The following is a 17,398-nucleotide window of genomic DNA, read 5'->3' as shown; positions in this document are numbered from 1 at the left end:
CCTCGTCCGGCACGGTGAGGCGCGGGTCCCTCGACCCCGCTGCGGGCGGCGAGGTCGGCGCAGCACGGCACAGGTCACCGGGGTCGGTGTACGGGCTCTGTGTCAGGTCGGGTTCCATGTCCGTAGACATCACCCCGCCCCAGGGGCAAGGTCAACCCAGGGCCCGCATGTCCTCGTCGGTCAGCCGTACCGAGGCCGCGTCGAGGTTCTCCTCCAGGTGGACGAGAGAGCCCGTGCCCGGCGTCGGGCAGAGCACCGGGGAGCGGTGCAGCAGCCAGGCGAGCGCGATCTGGCCCGGCGTCGCCCCGCGCGCGGCGGCGATCTCCGCGTGGACCCGTCCGGTGGTGAGGGAGCCGTTGCCGAGGGGGAACCACGGCAGGAAGGCGATCCCGCGCGCCTCGCACAGCTCCAGCAGCGGATCCGAGGCACGGTCGAGCAGGTTGTAGCGGTTCTGGACCGCGGCGATGTCGGTCAACTCCAGTGCCGCCCGCAGCTGTTCGGCGGTCACGGTGTCGAGCCCGACATGCCGGATCTTCCCCTCGGCGCGCAACTCGTCGAGCGTGCCCAGCTGTTCGGCCATCGGCACCTGAGGGTCCAGTCGGTGCAGCTGGTACAGGCCGATGGTGTCGAGCCGCAGTCGCCGCAGGCTCGCCTCGCACATCGCCCGCAGCCTCTCCGGCCGCCCGGACACGTGCCACGCGTCGGCACCGGTACGGACGACGCCGCCCTTCGTGGCGATCAGCAGATCTCCGGGGTAGGGGCTGAGGGCCTCGGCGACCAGCTCCTCCGCCACCGAAGGACCGTAGTTGTCGGCGGTGTCGACCAGCGTGACCCCGCGCTCGACGGCCCGCCGCAGTACGGCCACCGCCTTCCGGGCGTCGCCGCGCGGGCCCCAGTAGCCCGGTCCCGTCAGCTGCGCGGTGCCGTAACCGAGCCTGCGTACCGACAGCTCCCCGCCGAGCGTGAATCGTTGCGAAACCATCTGACGGAGGCTACATACACCGGTCCGGGAGGACTGTGCGAGGCTCGTCCCCATGCGTTACATCATCATCGGAGCGGGAGCCGTCGGCGGGGCCGTCGGGGGCCGGCTCGCCGAAGCGGGACACGAGGTCGTCCTGGTCGCGCGGGGCGCGCACCACGACGCGCTGCGCGATTTCGGACTGCGCCTCATGACCGCGGAGGGCATCACCACCCACCGGCTGCCCGTGGTCGACGGGCCCGGGGCACTCGGCGCCCTGCGGGCCGACGACGTCCTGGTGCTCGCCGTCAAGACGCAGGACGGCGAGGCGGCCCTGGCGGACTGGGGTCCCGCCCCCGTGGCGGGCGGAGGCACGGCCGCCGAGCGGCTGCCGCTGGTCTGCGCGCAGAACGGCGTGGAGGGCCAGCGCCTGGCGCTGCGCCGGTTCCGGCGGGTGTACGGGGTCTGCGTCTGGCTGCCCGCCACCCTCGTGGAGCCCGGGGTCGTGTCGGCGGCCGGCACCCCCCTCACCGGCATCCTGCACCTCGGCCGGTATCCGCACGGCACGGACGAGACGGCCCGCCGGATCGCCGCCGACCTGGAGAAGTCCCGCTTCGAGGCGCCGGTCGTCCCGGACGTGGCCCGCTGGCAGTACGCCAAGCTGCTCCGCAACCTCGGGAACGCGATCGAGGCCGTCAGCGGCGCCCTGACCGGTGAGGAGGGGCCGGAACTCTTCGGCCGGGTCCGCGCGGAGGGCGAGGCGGTGCTCGCCGCCGCCGGGATCCCGTACGCGAGCGAGGAGGAACAGCGGCGGGTCCGCGGCGACAGGATCCGTCTCCGGCCCTTCGACGGCACCCCTCGCCGTGGCGGCTCCTCTTGGCAGTCCCTCGACCGTGCCACCGGCACCATCGAGGCCGACTACCTCAACGGCGAGATCGCCCTCCTGGGCCGGCTGCACGGCGTACCGACCCCGCTCAACGACCTGCTCCAGCGACTCGCGAACGGCTTCGCGCGCGAGCGCAGGGCCGCGGGTTCGATGCCGGTCGCCGAGCTGGTGCGACTGGCCGCGGAGGCCGTCGGGGCGGCCGGCGCGGAGGGGCCACCGCGTCCCTAGTACGGGCTGCGCGGACGGCGCCGACAGGAACGCGCGCCCGCACGGAAGGACCGGGTTCGCACGGGAGGACCGGGGTTCGCCTGAACTCCTCTGTGGGGTGTGGCTGTCGAGCGGACTTCGTCATCGGACCCCCGACCGCGACGTGTCCTCGCCGGGGTGAGACGCCGCCGGGCCCGGCCTACGCGCCGATCGCGGCCAGCGCCGGCATCCGTGCCTGGTCGTAGCGCTCCAGCAGCACCCGCGCCACCTCCGGCGCCGGGCCCAGCACGCCCGCCAGTACGTCCGCCCCGGCCGCGCCCCGGGCGATACGGTCCGGGAGGAAGCCCGGTGCCAGGACATAGGGCGCGACGGCCACCCGCGCGCAGCCGAGCTCGCGCAGCTCGCGCACCGCGTCCTCGGTGCGGGGGAGGGAGGCGGAGGCGAACGCGGGCCGCACGGCGCACCAGCCGGTGCGCCGCCACTCCCGCGCGATGTCCGCGATCACCGCGATCGCCTCCGGGTCCGTGGACCCCGCCGAGGCCAGTACGACCCCGGTCGAGGGCTTGTCGGCGGGGGTCACTCCCGCCTCGTACAGACGCCGTTCGAGCGCGTCCGTCAGCAGGGGCGACGGGCCGAGCACCGCGGCCTGGCGGATGCGCAGCCGCGCCGGGGCCCGCCGCAGCACCGCCGGGATGTCCGCCTTCGCGTGGAAGGCGCGGGTGAGCAGCAGCGGCAGGGCCACCACGTCCCGTACGCCCTCCGCCGCCAGGGACTCCAGGACCGCCTCCACCGAGGGGACGTTGAAGTCCAGGAAGCCGGTCTCCACGCGCAGGCCGGGCCGCCGCGCCCGGACCCGCCGGACGAGGGCGTGGACCGTCGCGGCATGGCGCGGGTCGCGGCTGCCGTGGGCGATGACGAGGAGGACCGGACGGTGCATGGGGACTCAGCTCCTCACGAGGAGACCGCGACCGCGCAGCACCCGTCGTTCCAGGGGACTGAAGATGAGCAGGTCGATCGCGATACCGACGAACAGGATGAGGAAGATGGCGAGGAACACCATCGACATGGAACTGGCGTTGCGCCCGTTCTCCAGCAACTGGCCGAGTCCGACGCCCAGATCGGGCGAGGACGCGATGATCTCGGCGGCCATCAGCGAACGCCAGGAGAACGCCCAGCCCTGCTTCAGACCCGCCAGATAACCCGGCAGCGCCGCGGGCATGACGATGTGCCAGGTCCCGCGCAGCCCGGTGGCCCCCAGCGTCCGGCCCGCCCGCAGGAAGAGCGGGGAGACCTGGTCGACGCCCGAGACCAGGCCGTTGGCGATCGAGGGGACCGCGCCGAGCAGGATCACGGCGTACATCATCGAGTTGTTCAGGCCCAGCCAGATCACGGCCGGCGGCACCCAGGCCACCGACGGCAGGGACTGCAGACCGGACAGGACCGGTCCGATCGCGGCGCGTACGAACCTCACCCGCGCCACCAGCAGACCCAGCGGCGTGCCGATCGCCAGCGCCAGAAGGAAGCCGAGCAGGCCCCGGGAGACGCTGGTCCAGACGTAGCCGACCAGTGTTCCCTGCAGCCAGGCGTCCTTCACCTCACCCCAGACGGCCGAGGGGGAGGGCAGCTTGCTGGGGTCGGTGACGACGTCGAACGAGATCAGCGACTGCCAGACCACCAGCACCAGCGCGACGGCGACGAGGGGCGGCAGGACCTTCGCGACGAAGACCTGCCCGAAGGAGGCCCGGTCGGTGTGGACCGCGGTCTCCAGGGCGTCGAGTCCCGCCAGGTCGTTGTCCTGCCTGACGGCCGCGTCGTCCTTGGTCTCAGTGCTGGCCATGACGGCGGATCTCCCCACGCAGTTCTTCGGTGATCTCGACGGACAGCTCCGCCACGGCGGTGTCCTCGATGCGGCGCGGCTGCGGAATGTCCACGGTCCACTCGTGCGCGACCCGTCCGGGGCGCGAGGAGAGGAGCACGACGCGCTGCGCGAGCCGAACCGCCTCGCGCACGTTGTGCGTGACGAAGAGGACCGACACCCGCGTCTCCCGCCAGATCCGGGTCAGCTCGTCGTGCAGGACGTCCCGGGTGATGGCGTCCAGCGCCGCGAACGGCTCGTCCATCAGCAGGAGTTGGCTGTCCTGCGCGAGCGCGCGCGCCATCGCGACGCGCTGACGCATACCGCCGGACAGCTCGTGCACCCGCTTGCCGTACGCGCCCTTCAGCCGCACGAGTTCGAGCAGTTCCTCCGCCCGCTCGCGGCGCTCGGACTTCGCGACGCCCCGCAGACGCAGGGCGAGTTCGATGTTCTTGCCCGCGGTCAGCCACGGGAAGAGGGCGTGCTCCTGGAACATCAGGGCCGGGCGCCCGGCGGTCGTGATGCTGCCCGCGCTCGGGGCGTCGAGCCCCGCCACCAGATTGAGCAGCGTCGACTTCCCGCACCCCGAGGCCCCCAGGAGGGTGACGAACTCGCCCGGCGCGACATCGAAGGTGATGTCGTCGAGGACGAGCTGGGGGCCCGCCGGTCCGGCGAAGGACTTCGAGACGTGCTCGATCCTGGCGGCGTGGTCGACTGCTTCGGCGCTGCCGACGCTGCCTGCGGTCCTGGCGAAGGTCGTGGCCATGGTCGTCACCTCCTGGGAACTCATCGGGATCCGGGCCTACTTGGCGCCGAGGCCGGCGTCGTCGACGGTGCTCTCGCCCGCTGCCTGGAGGACCTTGTTCAGCAGGGTGAGGTCGTAGATGCCGGTCAGGGTGGGCTTCTTCAGCAGGCCCGCCTTCACCGCGTGGTCCGCCTCGGTGTTGAGGGTGGACGCCAGCGGGTCATCGGTGACCTGGATGGACTTCCAGGCCGGGTCGAGGACATCGGCGGGCAGCGCCTTGCCGGAGTCGGCCTCCAGCTGCTTGTTCGCCGCCGCCTTCGCCTCGTCCGGGTTGGCGTTGATCCACTTGTTGGTCTCGACCGAGGCCTTCAGCACGGCCTCGACGGCCTTCGGGTGCTCCTTGAGGAACTTCTGCGACACGATGATGTTCGTGATCACGAACTTCTTGTCGGGCCACAGGTCCCGCTCGTCGAGCAGCACCTTGCCCCCCTCGGCGACCAGCTTGGACGCGGTCGGCTCCGGCACCCAGGCGCCGTCGATGGAGCCGGACTTGTAGGCGTCCGGGGTGATCTTGTTGTCGGTGCGGACGACCGAGACGTCGCCCTTGCCGCTCTGCGGGTCGACCTTGTAGCCCTGCTCCGCCGCCCAGTTGAGGAACGCGACGTCCTGCGTGTTGCCGAGCTGCGGGGTCGCGATCTTCTTGCCCTTGACGTCCTTCAGGGTCTTGATCTTCTTCGGGTCGACCACCAGCTTCACGCCGCCGGACGCCGATCCGCCGATGATGCGCAGGTTCTTCCCCGCGGACTTGGTGTAGCCGTTGATGGCCGGCGAGGGACCGATCCAGCCGATGTCGATCGAGCCCGAGTTCAGTGCCTCGATCTCGGAGGGACCGGCGTTGAAGATCTGGTACTTGGGCTGCGTGGCGCCGAGCTCCTTCTGGAAGTAGCCCTTCTGATTGGCCACCAGCGCGGTCGCGTGCGTCAGGTTGCCGAAGTAACCGATCTTCACGGAGTCGAGGCCGTCGATCTTCTTGGACCCGGCGGCGACCTTCGCCTTCGAGTTGTCGCTCTTGGACTCGGAGCCGTAGCTGCACGCGGCGAGGGCGAGCAGCGGGAGTACGACGGCGGTGGCTGCGCCACGGCGTGCGAGGGTGGAGCGGATGGCAGGCACGGGAGGCTTTCCTCTCGTTGGCCCGGCGGTCACGGTGTCAGTCCGTGGCCGGGAGGTCGGCAGGTCTTCGGACGCTCAGGCTGTGGGGGGACGGGGCGCGCAGGCAGTGCGCGTACGTCACCTCACACATCGCGCCACTCCGCCCTGCCCGCTGCCGAGGGCGCCGCTGCCGACGCGGCCGCCCTCCTTGGCGAACGTGGAGTAGAAGTCGGTGGACGTCATGTCAGAAGTCCCACCCGTCGTCGTCGCCGTCGTCCTTGACCGGCTGCGGCGCGGCGAAGGACTCGCCGACCATGCCCGCGGTGAGCGTGGTGCCGTCCGAGGGGTCGATCAGGATGAACGCGCCGGTGCGCCGGGAGTCGGCGTACGAGTCGAGCGGAAGCGGCTCGGCGGTACGGATCTTGACGCGGCCGATGTCGTTGGCGGCGAGCCGGCCCGGGTGCGGGTGCAGGGAGAGGTCGTCCAGCGTGAGCCGGGACGGGATGTCCTTGACGATCGCCTTGACCGTGCGGGTGCCGTGCTTGAGCAGGACCCGGTGGCCGACCGTGAGCGGCTGGTCCGCGACGTGGCACACCGTCGCCTCCACGTCCTGCGTGGTCGGGGGCGCGTCCTTGCTCGGTACGAGCAGGTCACCGCGCGAGACGTCGATGTCGTCCGCCAGCAGGAGGGTCACCGACTGCGGGGTCCACGCGACGTCGACCGGCGTGCCGAGCAGATCGATTCCGGCGACCTTCGTGGTACGCCCGGAGGGCAGCACGGTCACGCTCTCCCCGACGCGGAAGGTTCCGGCCGCGATCTGACCCGCGTACCCCCGGTAGTCGGGGTGCTCGGCGGTCTGCGGGCGGATCACGTACTGCACGGGCAGCCGTGCGTGGCAGTGCGCGAGGTCGTGGCTGACCGGCACCGTCTCCAGGTGCTCCAGGACCGTCGGGCCCCCGTACCAGTCCATGTTCGCGGACGGTTCCACCACGTTGTCACCGGCGAGCGCCGAGATCGGGATCGCGGTGATCTCGGGAACGCCCAGCTCGGAGGCGTACGCCGTGAACTCCTCGGCGATCGCCGCGAAGACGGTCTCCCGGTAGTCGACGAGGTCCATCTTGTTGACGGCGAGGACGACGTGCGGGACCCGAAGGAGCGCGGCGACGGCTGCGTGGCGCCGGGTCTGCTCGATGACGCCGTTGCGGGCGTCGACCAGGACGACGGCCAGGTCGGCGGTGGAGGCGCCGGTGACCATGTTCCGGGTGTACTGCACATGGCCCGGGGTGTCGGCCAGGATGAACCGGCGGCGCGCGGTGGCGAAGTACCGGTAGGCCACGTCGATCGTGATGCCCTGCTCCCGCTCGGCGCGCAGGCCGTCGGTGAGCAGCGCGAGGTCGGGGGTGTCCTGGCCACGGTCGGCCGAGACCCGTTCCACGGCCTCCAGTTGGTCCGTCAGCACCGACTTGGAGTCGTGCAGCAGTCGGCCCACGAGCGTGGACTTGCCGTCGTCGACGGAGCCCGCGGTGGCGAAGCGCAGCAGTGTGGTCGCCGACAACTGCTCGACCGACAGGGGCTCGGTGGGTTCGGTGGCGCTCGTCATGGCTAGAAGTACCCCTCGCGCTTGCGGTCTTCCATCGCGGCTTCGGACATCTTGTCGTCGGCGCGGGTGGCGCCCCGCTCGGTGAGCCGGGAGGCGGCGATCTCGGTGATCACGGCGTCCAGCGTGGTCGCGTCGGAGTCGACGGCGCCCGTGCAGGACATGTCGCCGACGGTGCGGTAGCGGACCCGCCGCTTCTCGACCGTCTCGCTCTCCTTCGGGCCGCCCCACTCGCCGGCGGTCAGCCACATGCCGGCGCGCTGGAAGACCTCGCGCTCGTGGGCGAAGTAGATCTCCGGGAGTTCGATGTGCTCGCGGGCGATGTACTGCCAGACGTCCAGCTCGGTCCAGTTGGAGAGCGGGAAGACGCGGACGTGCTCGCCGGGCGCGTGGCGCCCGTTGTAGAGCTGCCACAGTTCGGGACGCTGGCGGCGCGGGTCCCACTGGGAGAACTCGTCGCGCAGGGAGAAGACACGTTCCTTCGCGCGGGCCTTCTCCTCGTCGCGGCGTCCGCCGCCGAACACCGCGTCGAAGCGCTCCGACTGGATCTTCTCGGTCAGCGGCACGGTCTGCAGGGGGTTGCGGGTGCCGTCCGGACGCTCCTTGAGGACGCCGCGGTCGATGTAGTCCTGCACGGAGGCGACGTGCAGGCGCAGGCCGTGCGCGGCCACCGTGCGGTCGCGGTACTCCAGGACCTCCGGGAAGTTGTGCCCGGTGTCGACGTGCAGCAGCGAGAAGGGGACGGGTGCGGGGGCGAAGGCCTTCAACGCCAGGTGCAGCATGACGATGGAGTCCTTGCCGCCGGAGAAGAGGACCACCGGCCGCTCGAACTCGCCGGCGACCTCGCGGAAGATGTGCACCGCCTCGGACTCCAGCGCGTCCAGGTGGGACAGCGCGTACGGCCCGGCGTCCCCCGACCCGCCGGCCGCCTCGGACACAGTGGCTGCGGTCGTCATGCGAGACCCCTTTCGGTGAGCAGCGCATGCAGCGCGGCCGCGGACTCCTGCACGGACTGGGTGTGCGACTCGATGCGCAGATCGGGTGACTCGGGCTCCTCGTAGGGGTCGTCGACGCCGGTCAGCCCCGAGATCTCGCCCGCCGCCTGCTTGGCGTACAGCCCCTTCACGTCCCGTACCGAGCACACCTCGACCGGGGTCGCCACGTGCACCTCCAGATACGTGGTGCCACCGGCCCGGTGACGGCCCCGCACCGCCTCGCGGCTGTCCGCGTACGGCGCGATCACCGGCACCAGCGCCTTGACGCCGTTGCGGGAGAGGAGTTCGGCGAGGAAACCGATGCGCCGCACGTTCGTGTCGCGGTCGGCGCGCGAGAAGCCGAGGCCCGACGAGAGGAACTCGCGGATCTCGTCGCCGTCGAGCACCTCGACGCGGTGGCCCTCCTCGCGCAGCCGGCCGGCCAGCTCGTACGCGATGGTGGTCTTGCCGGCACTCGGCAGACCCGTGAGCCAGATCGTGGCTCCGGTCACTTGGTTCTCCTGGTTCTCCGCGATCTCGGTCATGGTCAGCCGTGCAGCCCGCACTCGGTCTTGGAGCGTCCCGCCCAACGGCCGGCGCGCGCGTCCTCGCCCTCCAGGACGCGGCGGGTGCAGGGCGCGCAGCCCACGGAGGCGTAACCGTCCGTCAGCAGCGGGTTGGTGAGTACGCCGTGCTCGGCGACGTAGGCGTCCACGTCGTCCTGTGTCCAGCGGGCGATCGGTGAGATCTTGACCTTCTGCCGCTTCTCGTCCCAGCCCACGACCGGGGTGTCCGCCCGGCTCGGCGACTCGTCCCGGCGCAACCCCGTCGCCCAGGCGTCGTACGACGTCAGACCCTCTTCGAGGGGCTTGACCTTGCGCAGGGCGCAGCACAGGTCCGGGTCGCGGTCGTGCAGCGCGGGCCCGTACTCGGCGTCCTGTTCGGCGACCGTCTGCCGGGGGGTGAGGGTGATGACGTTGACGTCCATCACCGCCTCGACCGCGTCCCGGGTGCCGATGGTCTCGGGGAAGTGGTAGCCGGTGTCGAGGAAGACCACGTCGACGGGACCGGCGGCGGGCCGGGCACGGGAGGCGAGGTGGGCGACGACCGCGTCCTCCATGGAGGAGGTCACGCAGAACTTGCGGCCGAAGGTGTCCACGGCCCACTGGAGGATCTCCAGCGCGGACGCGTCTTCGAGGTCGCGCCCGGCCTGTTCGGCGATACTCCTCAAGTCCCCGGTCGTGCGGTCTTCTTGAATGGCCGTCATATCTCGTCCCCTCCGCCTTCGTCGCGCCGGACCCCACGGGCCAGCAGCCCGAGGAACTTCAGCTGGAAGGCTCGGTTGCACGCCGCGCATTCCCACGCGCCGTGACCCTGTTCGCTGGGGCGCAGATCCTCGTCTCCGCAGTACGGGCAGTAGAACGGTGCGGCGCGCTCGCTCATGACCTGATCGCCCTTCTCCTCGGGGCCGGGGCCGGGTCGGTCTTCGGGGCATCGGCGTCCGTGCTCACGACAGGTCCTCCTCGGAGGCCCGGGCGGCCCAGGCGGCGAAGCGCTCGCCGTCGGCGCGGCCCGCCTGGAAGCGCTTGAGGACCCGCTCCACGTAGTCGGGCAGCTCGTCCGAGGTGACCTTGAGGCCGCGGACCTTGCGGCCGAAGCCGGCCTCCAGACCGAGCGCGCCGCCCAGGTGCACCTGGAAGCCCTCGACCTGCCGGCCCTGGTCGTCGAGGACCAGCTGGCCCTTGAGACCGATGTCCGCGACCTGGATGCGGGCGCAGGCGTTCGGGCAGCCGTTGACGTTGATGGTGATCGGCTCCTCGAACCCGGGGAGACGCCGTTCGAGCTCGTCGATGAGGGAGGCGCCGCGTGCCTTGGTCTCGACGATCGCGAGCTTGCAGTACTCGATCCCGGTGCAGGCCATGGTGCCGCGCCGGAAGGAGGACGGCCGGACGGTCAGGTCGAGTGCCTCGAGACCCTCCACCAGCGAGTCGACCCGGCTCTCCTCGACGTCGAGCACGATCATCTTCTGCTCGACGGTGGTGCGCAGCCGGCCGGAGCCGTGGGCCCCCGCCAGCTCGGCGATCTTGGTGAGGGTGGTGCCGTCCACCCGGCCGACGCGCGGGGCGAAGCCGACGTAGAAGTTGCCGTCCTTCTGCCGGTGCACCCCGACGTGGTCGCGCCAGCGGGCGACGGGCTGCTCGGGCGCGGGGCCGTCGACCAGCTTGCGCTCCAGGTAGTCGTCCTCGAGGATCTGGCGGAACTTCTCCACGCCCCAGTCGGCGACCAGGAACTTCAGGCGGGCGCGGGTGCGCAGCCGGCGGTAGCCGTAGTCGCGGAAGATCGAGATGACGCCCTCGTAGACGTCCGGGACCTCGTCCAGCGGGACCCAGGCGCCGAGGCGCTGGCCGATCTTCGGGTTGGTGGAGAGACCGCCGCCGACCCAGAGGTCGAAGCCGGGACCGTGGTCCGGGTGGTTCACGCCGACGAACGCGATGTCGTTGATCTCGTGCGCCACGTCCAGCAGCGGCGAGCCCGAGATCGCGGACTTGAACTTGCGGGGCAGGTTCGAGAAGTCCTTGTTGCCGATGATCCGGCGGTGGATCTCGTCCAGCGCGGGGGTGCCGTCGATGATCTCGTCCTCGGCGATGCCGGCGACGGGCGAACCGAGGATGACGCGCGGGGTGTCACCACAGGCCTCGGTCGTGGACAGGCCCACGGCCTCCAGACGGTTCCAGATCTCCGGGACGTCCTCGATGCGGATCCAGTGGTACTGCACGTTCTGCCGGTCGGTGAGGTCGGCGGTGCCGCGCGCGAACTCCTGCGAGATCTCGCCGATGACGCGCAGCTGCTCGGTGGTGAGCCGGCCGCCGTCGATACGGACGCGCAGCATGAAGTACTTGTCGTCCAGCTCCTCCGGCTCCAGGATCGCGGTCTTGCCGCCGTCGATCCCGGGCTTGCGCTGGGTGTAGAGCCCCCACCAGCGCATCCGCCCGCGGAGGTCGTTGGGGTCGATCGAGTCGAAGCCCCGCTTGGAGTAGATCGTCTCAATGCGTGTCCGCACGTTGAGACCGTCGTCGTCCTTCTTGAACTGCTCGTTTCCGTTGAGCGGCGTGAAGTGACCCACGGCCCACTGCCCCTCACCGCGGTGACGGCTCACCTTGCGGCGGGGCGCGGCGTCGGGATTCTGGGGGGTGGCGGCCATGGTTGATACGTCCTTCGGGACTGCGGGACGGGAAAGAGAGCACTCTTGGGCGCGCGAAGCGGCACACACGGGAGTACGTGCGCGCCATTGCGCGGGGGAGAGGCGAAGAGAGAGGAATGCCGGCTCGGCCGGGGCTGTCAGCTCAGCGGACAGATGGCGCTGGACATGCGGCCGAGGTCGACGTGCCGCCGACTCACCAAGGCAATTCCAGTTCCAGACATGACGGAAGCGTGTCACGGGCATCTCGGGGGAGTCCACCGTCATCCGTCATGTGGACACCCTTGTCCCGATCGGTGAGACGAGAGCGGTTTCGGTCACCCGGCGGGCCCGCCGGGCCGTGCCGCGGCGGGTCAGACCGGCCGCGCCCCGGGCCAGGGGCCGGGGGCGGTGACGTCCGGCTCCTCCTCGACCTTGGTGTCGAAGAGCCTGAACCCGCGCCGCAGGTAGTTGTCCATGGCGTGCTCACCGTCCTGGTTGCAGGTGTGCAGCCAGACCCGCTTGGTCTCGGCCCGCCCGGGCACGCGCTCCGCCAGGTCCCAGGCCCGCGCGACCGCGTACGAGAGGAGGTGGCCGCCGATGCGCCGGCCGCGGAAGGCGGGGATCAGACCGAAGTAGACGATCTCCACGACGCCGTCGTCCTGCGGTTCCAGCTCGGCGTAGCCGGCGGGCGTCCCCCGGTCGTAGGCGACCCAGGTCTCCACTCCCGGCCGGTCCAGGAACTCTTCCCACTGCGCGTACGTCCAGCCCAGCCGGTCGGTCCAGCGGACGTCGGCGCCGACCGAGGCGTACAGGAAGCGGCTGAACTCGGGCGAGGGGACCTCGGCGCGCACGATCCGGACGTCCCCGTCGGGCGCGACCGCGGGGAGCAGGTCGGCCGGGGCCGTCTGCTCCAGGGACCAGGTGGTCACAGTGACGTTGCTCATGAGGTCAGGGAACCATGGCCGCTCGGCCCGCTCCAAAGCGGACCTCACGGCCCCCGGACCTCGCCGCCCCCGGGCGTCCGGGCCTCGGGCGCCCGGGCGGGGACGGTCCTCAGTCCAGGGAGCCGTCCACCGACGACAGCGGGACCGCGTAGAGCGTCCGCTCCGGCGTCGTGTCCGCGCCCGCGCCGCTCAGGGTCCACAGCTCGCCGGTCTCCTGCCAGTACGACAGGGAGGCGGCGTGCTGACCCCAGCAGGCGTACGACTGGTCGCCGCTGCACCGCACCGCCTCGGTGCCGCTTCGGTCCTGCCTCCACAGCGTGCCGTGCCGGCCGCCGCTGTCGGGGGTGTGGCCGACGTACCAGTCGGCCCCGCGCGCCCCGGCGGGAGTGTGCGACAGGACGCCGGACAGACCGGCGGCCTTGGTCGTGTAGGCCTCGTCCGCGTCGACCCGGCCCAGGGAGTCGCTGCGGAGCAGGCCCTCGCGGCCCGCGACGGCGCTGTAGGAGTAGCGCCAGATGCGGGTGCGCTCGCCGCCCTCCGCGCCGGACGCCTCCGTGGCGACCAGGCTGTCGGGCGTCGACGTGCGGTCCAGCGAGAGCGAACCGAAGCAGGGGACCGTCCCGGCGGCCGGGCCGCAGGTGCCGCCCGCCGGGGTGTACGAGCCGACGGCAGGCAGTACGTACTGGTAGCCGTGCGCGGAGTAGCCGTCCCTGACCCTGCCGACCGCGCCGCTGTTCACCCCGGCCCTGAGGAGGTGGTGCAGGTCGAAGACGAGCAGCGCGTCGTCGCGGCCGGTGCCGCCCCGTCCGGTGACGATCAGCTTGCCCTGGTACCAGACCATGCCGCCCATCCGGGAGCGGACGGCGTCGAAGTCCCTGCCCCCGTCGCGCGGGGCGACCAGCAGCACCCAGCGGTAGGTGAGGGCCCGTGGGTCGCTCGCGTCGATGAGGGCGATCCGGGCCAGGCCGCGGTCCCCGGCCGTCGAGCCCGCGGCCCGGTCGTCGTGCGTCCAGCCCGCCATGATGACGCGCTGTCCGCCCCACCGGCCGTCGTCGTCGGCGTCGCCCGAGGTGGTGACGGAGCCGGGCCGCCACTGCCGGGTCCGGGCGTCGTCCCCGGCCCAGCAGTACGCCCGCGTGGCGACGGGCCGGAGGGGCAGCGCGGCCCGCTCGGCGCCGGAGCACTCCGCCCGGTCGCGCATCACGTGGTCGGTGTCCGCCAGGACGCCCGCGACACCGACGTTCCCGCCCATGCTCGTGGTGAGCGTGGCGAGGGTGTCCGGGGCGACCAGGTTCTCGTGCAGCCGGAAGCCCCCGGTCGCCGCCGCGGAGCTGAGCGGGGTCAGGGCCCCGGGGCTGTTGCTGTTGGTGGCCTGGGAGGTGCTGATCAGCGTGGCGGCCGCGGTGAGTGCCAGGGCGGTGCCGGCCAGCGTGGCGCGCAGCGCCTGTCCCCTCCGTTGTCGGCGGTGCCTGCCGCGGTACTTCATGCGTCCTCCCGGGTAGGCCAACTGCCTCTCATGATCAGTACGTTGACGGAGAGACGGGTGGGGTGGCCTGTGAGGGGATGCTACGGCAGGGAGCGGCGTACCTGGTCGAGGACCCCGGAAGACGGTCCCGAAATACGCTCCTTGTGGTTCACCGGGGACGCGGCGGCCCCCGGTGCGGTACAAGGGGGTCCCGCGGCGCGCGCCCTGCGCACCGCCGGTGCCGTCGAGTGGGCGAGCAGGTCCCGGGGATCGTCGGGGAGGGCCAACTCCACCTCGATGTCGTCGCAGAAACGATACGGCCGGTGTTCCAGGAAGGCCCCGAGGTACCGCCGTACGCGCGACATCTCCGCCCGTACCGTCACGGTGCGGCCGGAGTCGCCGAACAGGTCCTCGGCGAGACCCGCGGCGCTGCGGCCGGCCGGGCGCGCCGCCAGCAGATAGAGCAGTTCGGCGTGGCGGGGGGTCAGTTCCTGGCACCAGGTCCCCGCGTCCGAGGCGACCGTCACCGACCAGCGCCGCGGATGTGCCAGGTCCAGCACGATCCGCGCGGGCCGCCGGGGCGCCGGTTCGTCGGCGGCCCGGACCAGCCAGCCGCCGGGCAGCGGTTCCACCACGCACGTCCCGACCGCCGGCAGCCAACCCCGCCCGGCGCTCGGCTCCTTGGGCAGCGCGAGCCGGTTCGTGTACGGCATCCCGGTGACCGCGGCGGTCCAGCCGTCCCGGTCGACGGCCATCGCGCGTCCGCCGAGCCGGGCCAGTACCGGCGCCGCCACCGCGCGCAGCCGCTCCAGCGAGGTCAGGTGCAGCTCGCGCAGCCGCGCCTCGGCGAGCCGGGCCACGGAGCCGACCAGCGCCAGCGTGGCCGGGTGCAGGGTGTCCAGGGGGCCGCTCACGTCCACCACGCCGAGCAGACTGCCGTCGCGCGGGTCGGTGACCGGGGCGCCCGCGCAGGTCCATGAGTGATGGGTGCGCACGAAGTGCTCGGCGGAGAACACCTGTACGGGCTGGCGGGCGACCAGCGGGGTGCCCACGCCGTTGGTGCCGACGACGCTCTCGCGCCAGTCCGCGCCGAGTTCGAGACCGAACCCGTCGGCCTTGCGCAGCACCGACGCGCAGCCCTCGCGCCACAGCACCCGGCCCTCCTGGTCCGCGACCACCACGATGTGGTGGGCCGCGTCCGCGACCGAGAGCAGCCCCTCGCGCAGCACCGGCAGCACCTGCCGCAGTTCCGAGGTCTGCCGCCGCCGCTCCACCTCGTCGCGGACGAGCAGCCCCGAGCGGACGTCGTGGTCGGGGTCGACGCCGTCGCGCAGCATGCGCTCCCAGGACTGCCCGATCACCGGGCGCGGCGCGATACGGGCCGGATGCCCGGCCAGCGTGGCCTCGCGCACCTCGCCGAGCACACGGGCCGCCTGCGCGGCGTCCAGGGCGGCGAGCCGTGTCACGTCGATCGGCGGGTGCGGCACTGTTCCTCCCCGGGCGGACGGCGCACGGTGGCGGACGACCGGACGCTCGGCTCTTTTCGGCCAAGAGGGATCCGCCCCGTACTGACTGCGGCTCTCATAGTGCCGCCCGGCGGCGACGGAGGGACACAGTCCGGGACACACTCCGCAGGAAAGTTGCAACCCTCTGCAACCCTGGCGAACAGCCGTACGGGGGCCGAAACTTGAGCAACGCCGCCCGTGCGGCGTTCGTGCTCCCCGCCACGGGGCCAGAGAGCGGGGGTGGTGCCGTGTCGGCGCAGCACCACCCCCGCGCCGCCGGTTCAGGACACCGGACGGGCCCGCTCCACCACCGTGGCCAGATCCAGACTGTGCGGCAGGGTGCCGAAGGCCGAGCCCCAGTCGCCGCCCAGACGTGAGGCGCAGAACGCGTCGGCGACCTCCGGGGGCGCGTACCGGACGAGCAGGGACCCCTGGAGCACCAGGGCGATGCGCTCCACCAGCCGGCGGGCACGGGCCTCGATGCCGTCCAGATCGGCGAGTTCGGCCAGCAGGTTCTTGATCGCGCCGTCCAGCCGGTGGTCGACGCCGCGGGCCAGGCCCACCTCCCGCAGGAACGCGTTGAGCGCCTGCGGCTCACGCTGGAGCGCGCGCAGCACGTCGAGGGCCTGTACGTTGCCGGCGCCCTCCCAGATGGAGTTGAGCGGCGACTCGCGCAGCAGCCTCGGCATGCCGGACTCCTCCACGTACCCGTTGCCGCCCAGGCACTCCAGCGCCTCCACCGCCACCGGCGTGCACCGCTTGGTCACCCAGTACTTGGCGGCCGGCACCGCGAGCCTCAGGAACGCCCGTTCCTCCTCGCCGCCGTCGTCGTACGCGGCCGCCAGCCGCATCGCCAGCGTCGTGGCCGCCTCCGACTCCAGCGCCAGGTCCGCCAGCACGTTGCGCATCAGCGGCTTGTCGATCAGCTTCCCGCCGAAGGCCTCCCGGTGGGCGCTGTGGTGCACGGCCTGCGCGACGGCCTGCCGCATCAGCGAGGCGGCGCCGAGCACACAGTCGAGGCGGGTCGCCGAGACCATCTCGATGATCGTGCGCACCCCGCGGCCCTCGTCGCCGACCCGGCGTCCCCAGGTCCCGTCGAACTCGACCTCGCTGGACGCGTTCGACCTGTTGCCGAGCTTGTCCTTGAGCCGCTGGACGCGGAACACGTTGCGGGTCCCGTCCTCCAGCACCCGCGGCACCAGGAAGCACGTCAGACCGCCCGGAGCCTGCGCCAGCACCAGGAAGCCGTCCGACATGGGCGCCGAGCAGAACCACTTGTGCCCGGTCAGTTCATAGGTGCCGTCCTCGGCCAGCGGCCGTGCCTCCGTGGTGTTGGCCCGTACGTCGCTGCCGCCCTGCTTCTCCGTCATGCCCATCCCGAAGAGCACTCCGGCCTTCTGGGCGGCGGGCCGCAGCCCCTGGTCGTAGACGGTGGAGGTGAGGCGCGGCTCCCACTCGGCGGCGAGCGCGGGATCGGTGCGCAGCGCGGGCACCGCCGCGTGGGTCATCGACAGCGGGCAGCCGTGGCCCGCCTCGGCCTGCGTCCAGACGATGAACCCGGCAGCCCGCCTCAGGTGCCCGCCGGGCCGCGACCAGGCGGCCGTCAGTCCGGCCGAGACCCCCTTGCCGAGGAGCCGGTGCCAGGAGGGATGGAACTCGACCTCGTCGACGCGGTTGCCGTAGCGGTCGTGGGTGCGCAGCTTCGGCGGGTTCTCGTTGGCGAGCACCCCCCACTCCTGCACCTGCGCGGAACCGGTGGTGCGGCCGAGTGTCGTCAGCTCGTCGCGCGCCTCGTCGAGAAGCTGTGGATCAAGGTGCCGCTCGACCGCCTCCACGAGGGCCCGGTCGGCGGCAAAGACGTCATATCCGACCAGGGGCGGAGCCTGGTTGGTCACGGTGTGGGTGCTGGCTGCCATACGGATACGGTAAGGA

Annotated in this window: 17 protein-coding genes; 1 reads left to right on the top strand and 16 read right to left on the bottom strand. The window is 72.0% G+C overall.

Annotated features, from left to right (window positions below):
• Positions 1–151 precede the first annotated feature (151 nt).
• On the bottom strand, positions 152–982 hold the full coding sequence (locus ACFV2J_RS11325; RefSeq protein WP_385082546.1) for an aldo/keto reductase: 831 nt from the start codon (positions 980–982) through the stop codon (positions 152–154).
• A gap of 52 nt (positions 983–1,034) precedes the next feature.
• Between ACFV2J_RS11325 and ACFV2J_RS11320 the strand changes: the two genes are divergently transcribed.
• On the top strand, positions 1,035–2,072 hold the full coding sequence (locus ACFV2J_RS11320) for a ketopantoate reductase family protein (RefSeq protein WP_385082548.1): 1,038 nt from the start codon (positions 1,035–1,037) through the stop codon (positions 2,070–2,072).
• A gap of 178 nt (positions 2,073–2,250) precedes the next feature.
• On the opposite strand, the gene ACFV2J_RS11315 is transcribed toward ACFV2J_RS11320, so the two are convergent.
• From ACFV2J_RS11315 to ACFV2J_RS11245, 15 genes are all read right to left on the bottom strand, one after another.
• Entirely contained in the window at positions 2,251–2,988 is a 738-nt protein-coding gene (locus tag ACFV2J_RS11315; RefSeq protein WP_385082549.1) for a sirohydrochlorin chelatase, read from the bottom strand.
• Between the two features lie 6 nt (positions 2,989–2,994).
• Complete coding sequence (locus tag ACFV2J_RS11310; protein ID WP_385082551.1) at positions 2,995–3,888, bottom strand: ABC transporter permease; 894 nt, start codon at positions 3,886–3,888, stop codon at positions 2,995–2,997.
• Positions 3,875–4,672 carry an ABC transporter ATP-binding protein gene (locus ACFV2J_RS11305; RefSeq protein WP_385082552.1) on the bottom strand — a complete coding sequence of 266 codons (798 nt, stop codon included), beginning with the start codon at positions 4,670–4,672 and terminating at the stop codon, positions 3,875–3,877. Before ACFV2J_RS11305 ends, ACFV2J_RS11310 begins: the two co-directional genes overlap by 14 nt.
• 36 nt (positions 4,673–4,708) lie before the next feature.
• Positions 4,709–5,821, bottom strand: coding sequence for an aliphatic sulfonate ABC transporter substrate-binding protein (locus ACFV2J_RS11300; RefSeq protein WP_385082554.1), 1,113 nt, complete (start codon positions 5,819–5,821; stop codon positions 4,709–4,711).
• A 223-nt stretch (positions 5,822–6,044) separates the two neighbouring features.
• Complete coding sequence (locus ACFV2J_RS11295; RefSeq protein WP_385082557.1) at positions 6,045–7,400, bottom strand: sulfate adenylyltransferase subunit 1; 1,356 nt, start codon at positions 7,398–7,400, stop codon at positions 6,045–6,047.
• Between the two features lie 2 nt (positions 7,401–7,402).
• A complete protein-coding gene (gene cysD, locus ACFV2J_RS11290) occupies positions 7,403–8,353 on the bottom strand; it encodes a sulfate adenylyltransferase subunit CysD (RefSeq protein WP_385082558.1) in 951 nt (316 codons plus the stop codon).
• Entirely contained in the window at positions 8,350–8,916 is a 567-nt protein-coding gene (gene cysC, locus ACFV2J_RS11285) for an adenylyl-sulfate kinase (RefSeq protein ID WP_266702637.1), read from the bottom strand. Before cysC ends, cysD begins: the two co-directional genes overlap by 4 nt.
• Positions 8,917–8,918: 2 nt before the next feature.
• Positions 8,919–9,638, bottom strand: coding sequence for a phosphoadenylyl-sulfate reductase (locus tag ACFV2J_RS11280; RefSeq protein WP_385082559.1), 720 nt, complete (start codon positions 9,636–9,638; stop codon positions 8,919–8,921).
• The gene (locus tag ACFV2J_RS11275) at positions 9,635–9,814 is read right to left on the bottom strand and encodes a hypothetical protein (RefSeq protein WP_385082560.1); all 180 of its coding nucleotides are present in this window, start codon (positions 9,812–9,814) and stop codon (positions 9,635–9,637) included. Before ACFV2J_RS11275 ends, ACFV2J_RS11280 begins: the two co-directional genes overlap by 4 nt.
• Positions 9,815–9,878: 64 nt before the next feature.
• Positions 9,879–11,573, bottom strand: a complete 1,695-nt coding sequence (locus tag ACFV2J_RS11270; protein ID WP_385082561.1) for a nitrite/sulfite reductase — start codon at positions 11,571–11,573, stop codon at positions 9,879–9,881.
• Between the two features lie 137 nt (positions 11,574–11,710).
• Positions 11,711–11,794, bottom strand: a complete 84-nt coding sequence (locus ACFV2J_RS11265) for a putative leader peptide (protein WP_351952163.1) — start codon at positions 11,792–11,794, stop codon at positions 11,711–11,713.
• A 129-nt stretch (positions 11,795–11,923) separates the two neighbouring features.
• Positions 11,924–12,496 (bottom strand): GNAT family N-acetyltransferase, encoded by a 573-nt coding sequence (locus ACFV2J_RS11260; protein ID WP_385082562.1) that lies wholly within the window; start codon positions 12,494–12,496, stop codon positions 11,924–11,926.
• A gap of 109 nt (positions 12,497–12,605) precedes the next feature.
• Positions 12,606–13,982, bottom strand: coding sequence for a hypothetical protein (locus tag ACFV2J_RS11255; protein ID WP_385082564.1), 1,377 nt, complete (start codon positions 13,980–13,982; stop codon positions 12,606–12,608).
• A gap of 80 nt (positions 13,983–14,062) precedes the next feature.
• On the bottom strand, positions 14,063–15,448 hold the full coding sequence (locus ACFV2J_RS11250; protein WP_385082565.1) for a GAF domain-containing protein: 1,386 nt from the start codon (positions 15,446–15,448) through the stop codon (positions 14,063–14,065).
• Positions 15,449–15,747: 299 nt separating this feature from the next.
• Positions 15,748–17,382, bottom strand: a complete 1,635-nt coding sequence (locus tag ACFV2J_RS11245; RefSeq protein WP_385082566.1) for an acyl-CoA dehydrogenase family protein — start codon at positions 17,380–17,382, stop codon at positions 15,748–15,750.
• Between the last annotated feature and the right edge of the window lie 16 nt (positions 17,383–17,398).

It is taken from the genome of Streptomyces sp. NPDC059668 (assembly GCF_042734135.1).
Classification (GTDB): Bacteria; Actinomycetota; Actinomycetes; order Streptomycetales; family Streptomycetaceae; genus Streptomyces.
Note: the sequence above shows the minus strand (reverse complement) of the source record. Positions and strands in the feature narration are given on the sequence as shown.